At 50.7% G+C, this 13,773-nt stretch carries 11 protein-coding genes; 10 read left to right on the top strand and 1 reads right to left on the bottom strand.

All coding sequences use genetic code 11. The features are described 5' to 3' along the window. Positions 1-200 precede the first annotated feature (200 nt). The 9 genes from GT003_RS15735 (at position 201) to GT003_RS15695 (ending at position 11,697) form a co-directional block, all read left to right on the top strand. Positions 201-1,109 (top strand): ABC transporter permease, encoded by a 909-nt coding sequence (locus GT003_RS15735; protein WP_338045945.1) that lies wholly within the window; start codon positions 201-203, stop codon positions 1,107-1,109. Positions 1,110-1,135: 26 nt separating this feature from the next. Beyond that, complete coding sequence (locus GT003_RS15730) at positions 1,136-2,020, top strand: carbohydrate ABC transporter permease (RefSeq protein ID WP_161699397.1); 885 nt, start codon at positions 1,136-1,138, stop codon at positions 2,018-2,020. Positions 2,021-2,061: 41 nt separating this feature from the next. Then, positions 2,062-3,738 carry a type 2 periplasmic-binding domain-containing protein gene (locus tag GT003_RS15725; RefSeq protein ID WP_161699395.1) on the top strand — a complete coding sequence of 559 codons (1,677 nt, stop codon included), beginning with the start codon at positions 2,062-2,064 and terminating at the stop codon, positions 3,736-3,738. A 116-nt stretch (positions 3,739-3,854) separates the two neighbouring features. Continuing rightward, entirely contained in the window at positions 3,855-5,159 is a 1,305-nt protein-coding gene (locus GT003_RS15720) for an alpha-L-fucosidase (RefSeq protein ID WP_161699394.1), read from the top strand. A 4-nt stretch (positions 5,160-5,163) separates the two neighbouring features. Continuing rightward, the gene (locus GT003_RS15715; RefSeq protein WP_161699393.1) at positions 5,164-7,401 is read left to right on the top strand and encodes an alpha-L-fucosidase; all 2,238 of its coding nucleotides are present in this window, start codon (positions 5,164-5,166) and stop codon (positions 7,399-7,401) included. A 610-nt stretch (positions 7,402-8,011) separates the two neighbouring features. After that, a complete protein-coding gene (locus tag GT003_RS15710) occupies positions 8,012-8,353 on the top strand; it encodes a helix-turn-helix domain-containing protein (protein ID WP_161699392.1) in 342 nt (113 codons plus the stop codon). A 110-nt stretch (positions 8,354-8,463) separates the two neighbouring features. Next, positions 8,464-9,573 (top strand): FAD-dependent oxidoreductase, encoded by a 1,110-nt coding sequence (locus GT003_RS15705; RefSeq protein ID WP_161699391.1) that lies wholly within the window; start codon positions 8,464-8,466, stop codon positions 9,571-9,573. 463 nt (positions 9,574-10,036) lie between these two features. Further along, positions 10,037-11,110 (top strand): copper amine oxidase N-terminal domain-containing protein, encoded by a 1,074-nt coding sequence (locus tag GT003_RS15700; RefSeq protein WP_161699390.1) that lies wholly within the window; start codon positions 10,037-10,039, stop codon positions 11,108-11,110. A gap of 155 nt (positions 11,111-11,265) precedes the next feature. Beyond that, positions 11,266-11,697, top strand: coding sequence for a cupin domain-containing protein (locus tag GT003_RS15695; protein WP_161699389.1), 432 nt, complete (start codon positions 11,266-11,268; stop codon positions 11,695-11,697). A 67-nt stretch (positions 11,698-11,764) separates the two neighbouring features. Here GT003_RS15695 and GT003_RS15690 read toward each other — a convergent pair whose 3' ends face one another. Continuing rightward, on the bottom strand, positions 11,765-12,877 hold the full coding sequence (locus GT003_RS15690; RefSeq protein WP_161699388.1) for an alpha/beta fold hydrolase: 1,113 nt from the start codon (positions 12,875-12,877) through the stop codon (positions 11,765-11,767). Between the two features lie 222 nt (positions 12,878-13,099). Between GT003_RS15690 and GT003_RS15685 the strand changes: the two genes are divergently transcribed. Then, on the top strand, positions 13,100-13,723 hold the full coding sequence (locus tag GT003_RS15685) for a TetR/AcrR family transcriptional regulator (RefSeq protein WP_161699387.1): 624 nt from the start codon (positions 13,100-13,102) through the stop codon (positions 13,721-13,723). Positions 13,724-13,773 lie beyond the last annotated feature (50 nt).

The raw sequence follows: 13,773 nt of genomic DNA, 5'->3' as shown, positions 1-13,773 counted from the left end.
CTCGCAGTCTGATCGCATTCAGCGAATGGTTTAATTCAACTATCATTTATAGTAGTAGGTTCCGTCAAGGCGTCATTCCGAGAATCCAAATAAAGTGAAATGTTTCGAAGATATGAGAAAGATACAGCCCTCCAGCACCCTGTTATGATGAATTCGTGGCCGCAGAACAGACCTATTGCTTCCCGGACAGGAGGAGGATTGTGAAAGATCGAACGAAACGTTTCAAAAAATACCGCGTGCTCTTGGCGATGCTCGTACCCGGCTTATTGTACTTGACGGTATTTAACTACATTCCGATGTACGGGGTCCTGCTTGCTTTCAAGGAATACAAAATCACGGCGGGCATTATGGAGAGCCCGTGGGTCGGATTGAAGTATTTCCGCAAAGCCTTCGAGGATCCCCACTTCTTCGTCGTCGTCAAGAACACCATCATCATCAGCTTCTATAAGCTGCTGTTCGGCTTCCCGGTTCCGATTTTGTTCGCGGTATTGTTGAACGAAATACGAAATCGCACATTTAAGAAGTGGGTTCAGACGATTTCTTATTTGCCGCACTTCATGTCTTGGATCGTGTTGTCCGGGATATTCATTACGATCTTCTCGATGGAAGGACCCATCAACGCAATCGTGAAAGGCATGGGACATCTGCCCGTCATCTTCATGGCCGACGAGCGTTACTTCCGCACGATCCTCGTGAGCACGTCCATCTTCCAAAGCTTCGGGTGGGGTTCGATCATCTTCCTGGCCGCCATCGCTTCTATCGATCCGCAGCTGGGCGAAGCCGCCATTATCGACGGAGCCGGCAGGTTCAAAAGAATGATCTATATTACGCTTCCCATGCTCGTGCCGGTCATGTCCATCATGTTGATCCTGTCGATGGGGACGATATTGGATGCGGGATTCGATCAAATCTTCAATATGTACAATCCGCAGGTGTACGACGTTTCGGATATTATCGATACGTACGTGTACCGCATCGGGCTTATCGACGCGAATTACAGTTACTCCACGGCTGTCGGACTTTTCAAATCCGTCGTTGCGCTCATCCTGATCGTCGGCGTCAACCGCAGCGTCAAGGCCATCGGAGGGAACGAACACACGCTGTGGTAGAGTTCCCCTAGAGAGGAATGAAAGATATGGTTAAAAACTCCCGAATGTCGTCAAGAATCGCGGACTTCGTGCTGTACACCGGAATGTTCTTGGTCATGGTCGCGACGCTGTATCCCTTCTGGAGCCAAGTCGTCGTTTCCCTGCAAGCGGGAGCGTCGACCTACTCGACGGGCATGATGCTGTTTCCCAAAAGGATAACGTTCGAAGCGTATGGATTGGCGCTGCATTATAAACCGTTGTGGATAGGTTACGGAAACACGATCTTGCGAACTTTAATGGGCGTTTCGTTAACGCTTATTATCACTTCGATGACGGCTTATCCTTTATCCAAAAAAGATTTGCCATTCAATCGGGCGTTTACGGGCTATATGCTGCTCACCATGCTTTTCACCGGTGGACTGATTCCTAATTACTTGCTCATTAGAAGCTTGGGAATGTTGGATACGATATGGTCGCTCGTAATACCGGGCATGTTAAGCGCGTTTAATGTACTGATCATGCGTAATTTCTTCAAATCCGTCCCGGAGAGCCTCGAAGAGTCGGCAACCGTCGACGGGGCGGGCCACATTCGCATATTCACGAGCATTATCCTGCCGCTGTCGATGCCCGTGCTGGCCACGATTGCCTTATGGGTAGGCGTCGGTCACTGGAATGCTTGGTTCGATAGCCTAATCTATATCAACGATCCGCGCAATCAAGTGCTGCAGGTCGTTTTAAGGAAGATCATCATCGAGAACGATACGTCCAATATGGCCGCAATGATTCAGAAGATGAATACCCACGCCGAATATACGAGTCGGCAATTACAATCCACGGTTATCATGTTATCGGTTATTCCCATGTTGATCGTGTACCCGTTCGTGCAGAAATATTTTGTGCAAGGCGTCATGATCGGCGCTATTAAAGGCTAATGCCTTAAAATAGAAGACAAACGACAAAGGGAGAGGTTAAGTTGAATAAACGGATGAATGGCTTGTCGCTGGCATTATCTATCGTCTTATTGGGGTTGACGGTTACGGCTTGCAGCAACAATTCGAATTCCGATGAGGGGAAGACGAATGATTCGGCGGCGAGCCCGCCGCAATCGGCAACGGCGTCGGGCACGGGAGCATCGGATACCGTCGATCCCGTTACGGGCAAGAAGATGAAGCTGATGGTATGGAGCTTCGACGCGGACAAGACGAACGTCGACGGGTATGCCATGAACGCGATTCGCGAGAAGCTGGGAGTCGACATCGATTTCTACAATTCCACTAACGATGCCGCGGCAATTAAAGAGAAATTATTGCTGCAAATCGCATCGGATAACATTCCGGATTGGTGGACGGAAATTCCGTTCGCGGAAGGCGACAAATTCGCCGATCAAAACGTCGCGGCGGAAATTCCGCTGGAGATGCTCGAGAAAAACGCGCCGAATTACATGAAGTGGATGGAGAAGAATCTCGGTCCGGATCCGATGCGTTACGTAAGGCGCCAGGACGGCAAAATCTACAGCTTGCCCGTTCTCTGGACATTGGCTTCCTCTTCGGAGGTTCTCGGTTACCGTCAGGATTGGTTGACGAAAGTGGGAATCGATAAGACGCCGGAAACGATCGATGAAATGGCCGTCGCCTTGGACAAATTCCGCAACGAAGATCCGGACGGCAACGGCAAGAAGGATACCTACGGCATGACCAGCCATCCGGCGACGGATGCCACTCAGCAAGTGCAAGGCCTATTCTCCGCCGTATTCGGCGCATACGGCGTCTGGCCGGGCGCGACGGTCGACATCGACGGCAAAGCCGTGCGCGGAGAAATCGAACCGGGTGCCAAAGAGGCGCTTACGACCCTGAACAAATGGTTCAAAGCCGATTTGATCGATCCGGAATTCTTCATTAACAAAGACGCGAACGTTGACGATAAGGTCATCTCGAGCAAAGTCGGCGTCGTTCAAAAATCGTGGTGGGAATTCATCCAGCCCGAAGCGTTCTACGAGGGTAAATTCTATGCCAAGCTTCGCGAAAAGGTGCCGAACGCGGATTGGGCGTTGTCGAGCGGCCCGAAAGGTCCGAACGGGAGCTTCGGAATCACGCAGGGCAATCCGATGCTCGGTACGGGCATTCAGTTCGGCAAACCGCTCGAGGCGAATCCGGAGAAGCTGGCCAAGTATTTGCAAATGTTCGACGCGACGAGCTTCGATTTGGATCTCTACACGAAGATCCATTACGGAGTGGAAGGCACGACCTACGAAAAGAAATCGGATGGCACTTATGCCTATCTCCCGCCGTACGACACGGACGAATCGCGCACGGAGTACGGGATCGGCAACTTCTATCATGCTCCCGGCAGCTTCAACGATTACGATTTCCAAGCGCCGTTCATGACGCGCGGCGATCTGATGGACGTCAAGAACGCGGCTGCGAGCAAAGGGATCGGCAAATACGACTTTATGCTTCCGTTCGCCAAGCCCGCGTTCACCGAATATCAAGACGCGTTGACGCAATTGACGATGAAAACCTATATCGAATTCATTACCGGAAGAAGACCGATCGAGGATTTCGATAAATACGCAGCCGAGTGGAAGAGCGCGGGCGGAGACAAAGTGCTTGCCGAAGCGCAAACCAAGCTGGACGAAATCAACAAGAAGTAAGCCGGGACCTTGAGCAAGAGGACATGCCGCGAAACCGATTAGCGTTATCCGGAATCGATTCATGTCCTCTTTCTTGTTGCGGAAACTCGCCTATCGGAAAAGGAGAATAACCTTACATGAGCGATAAGAACAGGGAAACAGACAGTGTTGCCGTCGAAGTCAAAGGGATCCCCGGGAAGAAAGAAGTGCTGACCGCATCGGCGGCGGGTTCGGATATCGAAGACGAGGAAGGAGGGAGATCGTATCAGTGGTTAAGCGCGGCGACTAGCGAAGGGATTTACGAACCGATTGCAGGAGCCCGCCATGCAACGCTGCCGTTGTCGGCGAAGGAGGTCGGCCGATTCGTTCGGTGCGAAATATCCAATTCCAACTCCGGGGAAACAATCGCAGCCGGGTCGAGCAGGGCTGTCGGTCCGATCGCCGACGCTGCCGGAAATCCGCACGCCGATTGGCTGCGTGAGGGGAAGTACGGAATATCGCATCACTTGCTGGCGGAATTCATGAATCGCGTCGCGGCGGAAGACAAAGATAAGTGGCAGCCGCACGAGACTTGGAACGAGGTCATCGACGGTTTCGACGTCGAGGATTACGCAGCGCAGGTCGTAGAGACGGGAGCGGCGTTCGTCATCTTAACGCTCGGCCAGAACAGCGGATATTTGCTGTCACCGAATAAGACCTACGACCGGATCGCGGAAGTCGAGCCGGGCGAACGCTGCTCGCTAAGAGATCTTCCCATGGAGATTATGGATGCGCTGATCCCAAAGGGGATCAAGGTTATTCTCTATTTGCCGGCCAATCCGCCGAGCAAAGCACATAAGTCGCCGGGGGATAATGCCATTAACAAGGCTTTCCATTACCCCGTGGAAATCGCCCCCTCGCAGGAAACCCAAGCCGCCTGGCAGTCCGTTATTCAAGAATGGTCGGATCGGTATCGGGATAAGCTGGCCGGCTGGTGGTTCGACGGTATGTGGTTCCAGCAAGCTTACGATGATTTCTCGCAATCCCGGAATTGGTATAGCTTGGTTCATGCCGCGAAATCGGATTGCGTTTCGAGGATCGTCGCTTTTAATTCGGGCATCGGCAGCGACCGGCTGGTTAACTCGCCTCTCGAGGATTATATGGCGGGAGAGACGAACGAGATCGGTTTGCTTCCGCACAACGGCAGGCATGCCGACGCGGAGAACGGCGTCCAATGGTTTCAGTGGACGTTCCTTGGCAAATTCGTCACCGACTTGGCCGGATGGGGCAACACCGGGTTGAATTGGGCTCCGGAAGAAGTTATCCGATGGGTCGAACAAGCGACGGATAGGGACGGAGCGATCGCGTTGGACGTGAACGTCAATCGGTACGGCAAGATGGATACGAAGCAGCTGGAGTTGTTGAAAGCCTTAAAACGCAGGGTAAAACCAGAGGAGGCATGAAATAATGAAGGCCGTATTCCGTAAAATAGCTTTGGCTGCCATGTTCGCGGTTATTGCGTCGTTGCTGGTTCTGCTGCCGAGCAACGAGGCCGAAGCCCAAACTTATAATTCCAACACGGATTGGTTCATGCAAGGGAAGTACGGACTATTCGTCCAGTGGCTGTACGGAGGCGGCGATATTACGGGGGATTGGAATACGTTAGTGAACGGTTTCGACGTCGATTATTTCGCCAAGCAAGTGCATGAAACCGGAGCTCAATACGTCATCTTCACGTTAGGGCAGAACTCGGGCTATTTTGCTTCTCCGAACGCCGCGTACGATACGCTCGTCGGACGAAATTCCGCGACGACCAAGATGTCGACCCGCGACTTGCCGGCGGATCTCTACGATGCGCTGAGTCCATACGGGATTAAGTTGATGCTGTACATGCCCGCAAGGTCTCCTTCGGATGATCCGAACCCGGTCACGACCGCCTTGGGCGACCCTACGCCGATTTACGATAATCTTGCCCCTCAGGCCTTCCAAGCCAAATGGGAAAATATCATTCAAGAATGGTCGGACCGGTATGGATCGAAAGTTGCCGGTTGGTGGTTCGACGGTACCTATAATACCGGTCCAACCTACGGTAAACCGGATATCTCCCAGGCTTACACGAATTATAGCGCCGCTCATAATTTTCAAACGTTCGCCGCGGCGGCGAAACACGGAAATGCCGACGCGATCGTATCGTTCGATCCGGGGCTCGTCGTAGAAGCGCCGATGACAACGTACGCGGATTATATTACGGGAGAACAAAACGTGCTGCAGTACGTTCCGTCCCAGTACAATTCAGCTCCGTTTTCCAGATGGATCGGCGGCGTGCAATGGAGCGAAACGGCGTACCAGGGATACGATTGGGCGCGCAACGGCATGAAATACACGACGCTCGATCTAACGAACTATTTCTCGACGGTAACGAATCAAAGCGGCGTAATCTCGATCGGACCCAACGTCAACAAATACGGGCATATCAATGCTGCGCAGTACGCACAGCTCGTGAACATGCATAACGCCTTGGCGGGAGTCGGTCCCGGAGTAAGCGTCACGGACGATAATGACGGCTCAATCGCGTACTCGGGAACGTGGTCGACGAGCGTTCCTTCCGGGACGGGGTACTACAACAATACGGGCCATTTTACGACGACTCCGGGAAGCTACGCACAGTATACGTTTAACGGGACCAACGTCGTATGGACGGGCGTGAAAGGCCCCGATCACGGAACGGTCGATATTTATATCGACGGAATATTGGACAATCGGGTGAATTTATACGCCGCGCACCGGTACGTCAATACCGCAATTTACTCGAAAGTCGGATTGACCAACGGATCGCATACGATCAAGATCTTGGCCCGAAGCGACAAGGACACCGCGTCGACAGGATATTACATGGAAGTCGACCGATTCAATATCACGTCGGGAACGCCTTCTGTAACCGATGATTCGGCAGGCGGCGTATCCTATTCCGGCACGTGGTCGACCAGCGTTCCAACGGGTACGGGCTATTATAACGATACAGGGCATGTCTCGACCGCAAGCGGCAGCTACGCGCAATATACGTTCTCCGGATCGAGCATCGAATGGTACGGGATATTAGGACCGGATCACGGGAAAGCCGATGTCTATATCGACGGCGTCTTTGATCAGACCGTCGATTTGTATCGCGCAAACCGGTATTTGGACAATTTACTCTTTGTCAAGAGAGGCCTATCGAATGCTTCGCATACGATAAAGATTACCGCCCGCAGCGATAAGAATGCTTCTTCTACCGGATATTACGTGGAGGTAGATCGCTTCAACAGTTCTAGGGGAACGCCGATAACGAAGATGGACGATCGCGACTCGCAGCTGGTTTATTCGGGAAGCTGGAACACGGGGATAGCGACCGGGACTGGTTATTACAAAGATACCGGCCATTACACGACATCGGCTGGCGCCTATATGCAAGCGGCGTTTAACGGAACGAGCGTCGAATGGAGAGGTAAACTCGACGCGGATCACGGCATGGCGGACGTCTATATCGACGGCGTATTGGATCAAACGGTCGATCTGTACAGCGAGTTACGGTACGATGACGTTGCGGTCTATCGCAAACAAGATTTGACTAGCGGTGCCCATACGATAAAAGTCGTCGCCCGCAGCGATAAGAACGCCTCTTCGACGAATTACTATGTCGAAGTCGATGCTCTGGTCTATCAGTAGGTTTGATGGAGGATGTATTCCTCATATTGAAGCACGCGAACAAGGTAGCCTGAATAAAGGCTATCTTGTTCGCAACAATAGGGAGAAACAGTCCGACCCTTAAGTCGGAATGGACAATCAGAAGCATAGAGGGTTATACGATTCAACGGAGACGATAGTCGAACCGATTGGAGTAGGGTGCAATTTGCAGCTGCTCCTTTTTCATCGAACGAAAGAGTAATATAGCTCCGCTATGAGGCAGCATATGGATGTAAAAGGGAAGCTATACTTCCATTCATTTATTTATCCTATTGTTGCTTTTAACGTCTATAATGGGGATGGAACATATTTACATATGCGTTACTCACAAAGTGTCTGAGCGTGGATATTCGATTTTAATTTCTGAGGAGCGAGATGGGAATTGAAATGGACCGTTGGCATCATTACGATTTTGTGCGTTATTTTTCTTAACGGTTGATCTATTTGTTTATAAGGATTCTCCCACAAAATTAGCCTTTAGAGGTTTTGCAATTAGCGGGGACTATAGTTGAACACATCTTGGAGCAGCTTGAAAGAACAGAATTTTGCAATCGTCCTTTTGTTACTAATGACTTGAATTTGGAGGGAAATCGTGAAAAGAGAAAACATCTTATTGCCAATTTCGATTATTATTCTCGGAGGATGCTTAATTCTTTCAGCTTGGGTAGCATCAAATGAGCTGAAAGGCCAACAATTAGAAAAATCTCTAAATACCCTTGCTCAAACAAAAGCACTAATGACTTCTAATGAAGCAGCGCAATACATGGGAATTTCAATAGTAGATTTTGATTTTCTTATTAATAGTCAAGCGGAGTTAAAATCAGGAATGAGCACTTACGATAAATATATGTTCATTTCATTTATCGACATAGGTAATCAAAAATACTTTAATAAAGTCGAGATAGATAAATGGATTGAATACAATATCCATTAAGAGACTTGCCAGTATAACAGTTTATTGAATATTGACTATCGGGGAACGGTAGCTGAATGCATGATCGTGGGTGTTGTATTAATCTTCATTACTCAATTTGAAGGCAGGGAGTGGAAATCCTGAAGATTGTTATAATTGGCGCCGGCATTGCTGGACTTGCCACCGCGCTTGCGCTTAAAGACAGAGGGGCGGAAGTACTTGTAGTTGATAAAAACGGAGGATTGGAAACGCGCGGTGCGGCGTTGACGCTGTGGTCCAACGGAACCTATGCCTGCAAGAAACTCCATGTATTGGAAGAGGTTCTGGAGCATTCCGCAATTTTATCGAAAGGCAATATTTACTCGAGCAGAGGGAAACAGTTAGAAAGCCTCCCCATTGATTATTCAACCCCAACCGTTGGAATTCCCCGGTACGAATTATTGCGTATATTGGCAGATCGGTTAAGCGAAGGGACTATTAAATGGAACAAAAAGATCCGCTGCTTAACGGAAACCGAAGTGGAATTTGAGGATGGCACCTCAGTCGAAGCCGATCTCGTGATCGCGGCTGACGGAATACATTCAACTGTTCGGAGTCAATTCATTCATGATTCATTACGCTATAGCGGATATACATCCTGGCGCGGAATTGCGAATACCAAACTTTCTTCACCCTATGAAGGGGTCATGACACAGTTCTGGGGAAACGGGGTACGATTTGGTTTTTTGCCTTTGATAGATGGAAAGACGTATTGGTTTATGACTGCGAACGCGAAAGAAAAAGCAACCGAAAGGGATGACGTTCTGAAATTCATTGGATCGCTGCCTAAGCCGGCGGATGCCATCTTCGAGGGACAAGATCATTCCCAAATCATCCATTTAGATATCTATGATCGTCGCCCTATTCCGAAATGGTCTTTCGGGAATGCACTATTGCTCGGCGACTCCGCGCATCCAATGACCCCTAGCCTTGGTCAAGGCGCTTGCATGGCACTGGAAGATGCCGTCATTTTCTCCGCTTGCTACGCTTCATCTAAATCCATCCAACAAATCTATGATGAATTTGAAGCAATACGGATTCCCCGAGTCAACGCCGTGGTTCAGTTATCGAGACGAATCGGCATGGTCGGTCAAATTCAGCAACCCCTGTTAGCCCGTCTGAGGGATCGTATTTATCCATTGGTACCGCGGAAATGGAAGAAACGAATATGGGATGAACTATATGGCTTCATCAAGATTTAAATCATTTACCGATGGTGGTTTTCTCCTTAAAAGCAAGTAAGGTGAACGATTATTTGGCTCCGCAGAACATGGGGTATAAGACCATCTACTTAGATAAAAATGAAACCAAACGAGACGGGATCGACTCCGTCCGTGATTTTCATGAACTACTGGCAGTTCTAAGTTAATAGTTTGATTCCCTGTAGATGTTTATAAAATACGAATATGGTTATACTATAAATAAATTATCGCTTGCGTTTAACTGATATTCATGACGAAACCGTGTAAGTTGGACCATTTGAAGGTGCTGACAAAGAATATACATTAGATCAACGATAAATAAACCGCTAAGGCATGACGCCTTAGCGGTTTTTATTATGCAGCGTCGGCCTCATAGGAGGGTAGGGCTCCTGCAACCTATCCAGAGGCCAATGCGTCTATTCTACCGTTCCCTACAAATTTCGAATAGGACGGTGTTAATACGATGATACGGCACAAACATATCCGGACGGGACTTCTTGCGGCATTAACGCTTGTTCCCGCCTTGCCTTTGGCTCAAGCGCACGCGGAGACTCCGGCTCCTTCGGCGCACACGAGCGTCCAATTCCAACTTGGGTCGAAATATTATACCGATCGCACGGGCAAACACGCTTTGGCGACGGCGCCTTATTTGAATGCAACCGGTTTGACGATGGTTCCCCTTCGGGCGCTCGCGGAATCATTATCCGCTGGCGTCGTCTGGAACCAAGCGAAGCATGCGGCCACGGTGACGGGTGCGCCATTCGGGACGATCACGATCTCCTCGTTCGAGAACAAAGGCGGAGTCTTGTTCGTGCCGGTCCGAACCATCGCCAGCCAAATGGGGGCCGACGTCGGCTGGGATAGCGCTTCACATGCGGTTACGCTCTCGCGCAAGAATCTGGGACAAACGTTCCGATACGACTTTAGCCAAGGTGACGATGGATGGAAAGGCGGCTTCGCCGATCTTCCGGTCGACTACGATCCGGCGATCTACGATTTGAAATACGACCGCGAATTGCTGCCGCTCGAAGGCGGAGCGAACAAGACGAATTACGGATTGAAACTCCAAGGCAGCAACCGCAGCGACGATTTGTTCATGTTCCTGACGAAGAAAGTGGAAGGGCTCGAGCCGAATACGGAATACGGCGGGAACGTTACGTTCACGCTGTACACGAACCAAGACGGCGGCGGCATTGGCGTCGGCGGGGCTCCTGCGGAGTCCGTATATCTGAAGGCGGGAATTATCGGAACCGAGCCTCAAGCGGTCAAATCTGGCGAAGCGGGCTCGGAATTTTATCGGATGAACATCGACAAGGGGAATCAGGCAACGGATGGAGCCAACGTCAAAATCGTCGGGAACGTCGCAAAGCCGGATGCGAGCAAGCCGGGCTATCAGCCCGTCAAGTTCGAATGCACAGCAACCGCGAAGACGAATGCCAAAGGCGAGCTCTTCCTGTTGATCGGTACCGATTCCGGGTACGAGGGGATTTCGACGTTCTATTTCGACGACTTCAGTCTGACGGTGGCGAAAAAGTAAGAAATAATGTGGTTGCGGTAGGAAGCGAAAGGCGATGCAGGGGACTCTCCCTGTATCGCCTTTTTTTTGGTCCGCCGTTTGCAAAGCGCTTATTTTTGCAGAATCAGTAAAAGCTATTTCATAAGTACGATAATAAGTAAGGAGTGGCATATCAGATGAAAAGGCCCAAATCTATCATCGTTGCGATAACGGCAGCTGCGATACTATTCATTGGAGGAATATACTGGACGAATCCGGCTTCGGCGCATCCTGAGACGATTAAACGCGTCGATTTACTTCGCCATGATCTCGGCATTAACGGTCGGGAAGTCTTGCAGGATCTTGTCGAATTCGCCCCTGGAGCCGTGTCTCCAACCCATGCCCATCCGGGCGAAGAGATCGCCTACGTGCTGAAAGGCACGTTGAAGTACGAGATCAAAGGACGTCCGCCAGTGACGCTTAAGGCCGGCGAGAACGTATTTATCCCGGCAGGAGTCATACACAGAGCGACGAATGTCGGCGATGGCGCAGCTTCCGAGCTTGCCACGTACGTCGTGGAGAAAGGAAAAGAGCTTCTGGAGCCGTATCCAGCTAACGAGCTTCCGTAATCTTCGTTTCGCTCGTAACGCGTAAAAAATCGCTATCCATGGAGCGATTGGCGATCGATGCACGCAGCTAAAAAAAGTCCATGAAGTTTCTAATCGTCGCTTCCGGGTCCTCCTCCGGGAAAAAATGCCCGACGTTTTCCAGCTTGACCATCTTCACGTTCGAGGCTCTGCCCGGTAGGAAGGCGTTCAAAAGGTCGTACGAAATCGAAGCCAAACCAAGAACGGGCATATTCAGCACGGGGTAATCCGCTAGATCCTTGATGTCTTGGTTCCAGGTCTGGAACCAGGCGTTCGACGATCTGATTGCGTCACTGCCGGCATACGCAATGGCGTACGCTTCGCGATCGAAAGCATCGATCTTAGCCGGGTTAACAGACAGGTAGTCCATCACCCAGTTTTGCAAGAAGCGGAAACGGCCTTCCAACATTTGCTGAGGCAGGCCGGGTACGGAATTGAGCGCGAACCACCACGTGTAATAGTTGGGATTCGGTTTCTTGAACGCATCCTCGGACGGCAGCATTGGAATCTGCTTGAACGCGTCGAAGACATGCGGGACGTCCAGCATGGCGAGTTTCTTTACGGCAGACGGATAATTAGCGGCAAAGCTGTAGGCTACCATCGAGCCTATATCGTGACCGGCGATGTTCAGCTGCTTCAAGCCCAGCTGGTCGGCGAGCGCCTTGACGTCCGAGGCCATCGTCTTCTTATCGTAGCCATCCAGCGGTTTGCTTGAACCGCCCATGCCGCGCAAATCCACTGCGATGACGCGGTAACGATCGGCGAGCGCCGGCATGATTTTGTGATAAGCCCACCAAGTTTGCGGCCAGCCTGGCAGAAGCACGAGCGGGTCGCCCGTGCCTCCCTCGACATAATGGATGCGGATGCCGTTAACGTCGGCGTAGCCGTTCTTGAATCCGGGCAGCTTCGCCGCCAGTTCCGCATCGAGCTTGCTACCATCGACGGGCCTCAGCACCTGAACAGCTGAGGATGGCGCCAATTCAGCTTCTGCATGGGCCGTACGCAAGCCGGAAACACCTATTGCTGCGACAGAGACAAGTCCCGCGAACCCGATGGTCTTCGCCGCGCGTCTTAGACTGCAGCTGCCACCGGATTGCAGCGTACGAATGACGATCCGGTACCGCGACAGCAATTTTGCAAAGATCTTCCTTGGCTTAAACATGTATAGTCCTCCAAATGGCGTATAGTAGGAAGCGCGTACCGCTATTTTTTGATCGTGGATGCATTTCCATACCGTATTTATAAAATACTAGGTTGACGAAGGATGAGCTTCCATACATTGCACGTATGCTTCATGTCGCCTCGAAATTGACTTTCGAATGAAAATCGATTACGATTCGTTATACGATCGTTGAATGAAGTGAAGAGGAGGGAGGCAAAACCATTGCATAAAATCCCCAAGACGAGCAGAGACCAGCAAGCAGCGGAACGTAGAGAACAAATTCTACAAGGCGCCAAGGACTTGTTCGGGGAGCATGGCTTTCACGGAACCACCATGCGAATGATCAATAAGCATGTCGGCATCACCGACGGTTTGCTGTATCATTATTTTCCCGGAGGGAAACAGGAAATTTTGGAGACGATCTTTGCCGAGGTGCAGGAGGCGAAGATGGAACGCATGGATAAGCTGCTGGCATCGATCGAACGGGATCAGCCGCTGCAAGATGCGCTTTCCCAATTTTTGATCGGCTTGTACGCGACGCTGACGGAAGACCGGGCATTCATCCGAATGATGTTCCGAGATGCGGAGTCCATTCAATCGGATCGGCGCAACTTTATGTCCGAGATGATCAAGCTGCGTCACCAATCGCTCACCGAGGTGCTCCAAGAACGGGCGGAAGCAGGAGAAATCCATGAAATGGATTACGCCTTGGCTGCCCATCAGCTGCTGTCGATCGGTGTCGTCTGCGCGCTGCGCGAGGTTTCTTTCATTAACGTGGTCGACGTCGAGATCGAGAGTCACATCCGAAACATGGTCGCTTTCTCCGTGTCACAATGGCGAAAGTGATTTCTTTTTACTTATTTCATTAACCGAACGTAGAATGAACAAGTGGAGGC

The organism is Paenibacillus sacheonensis (assembly GCF_009909195.1).
Classification (GTDB): Bacteria; Bacillota; Bacilli; order Paenibacillales; family Paenibacillaceae; genus Paenibacillus_Z; species Paenibacillus_Z sacheonensis.
The sequence above is the reverse complement of the archived record's forward strand: the minus strand, read 5'-3'. Positions and strand labels throughout refer to the sequence as shown.

Bases quoted from the DNA above. Each gene is read 5' to 3' on its own strand.
- GT003_RS15720 (WP_161699394.1), top strand. From the start codon at position 3,855: ATGAGCGATAAGAACAGGGAAACAGACAGTGTTGCCGTCGAAGTCAAA.
- GT003_RS15700 (WP_161699390.1), top strand. From the start codon at position 10,037: ATGATACGGCACAAACATATCCGGACGGGACTTCTTGCGGCATTAACG.
- GT003_RS15730 (WP_161699397.1), top strand. From the start codon at position 1,136: ATGGTTAAAAACTCCCGAATGTCGTCAAGAATCGCGGACTTCGTGCTG.
- GT003_RS15690 (WP_161699388.1), bottom strand. From the start codon at position 12,877: ATGTTTAAGCCAAGGAAGATCTTTGCAAAATTGCTGTCGCGGTACCGG.
- GT003_RS15715 (WP_161699393.1), top strand. From the start codon at position 5,164: ATGAAGGCCGTATTCCGTAAAATAGCTTTGGCTGCCATGTTCGCGGTT.
- GT003_RS15695 (WP_161699389.1), top strand. From the start codon at position 11,266: ATGAAAAGGCCCAAATCTATCATCGTTGCGATAACGGCAGCTGCGATA.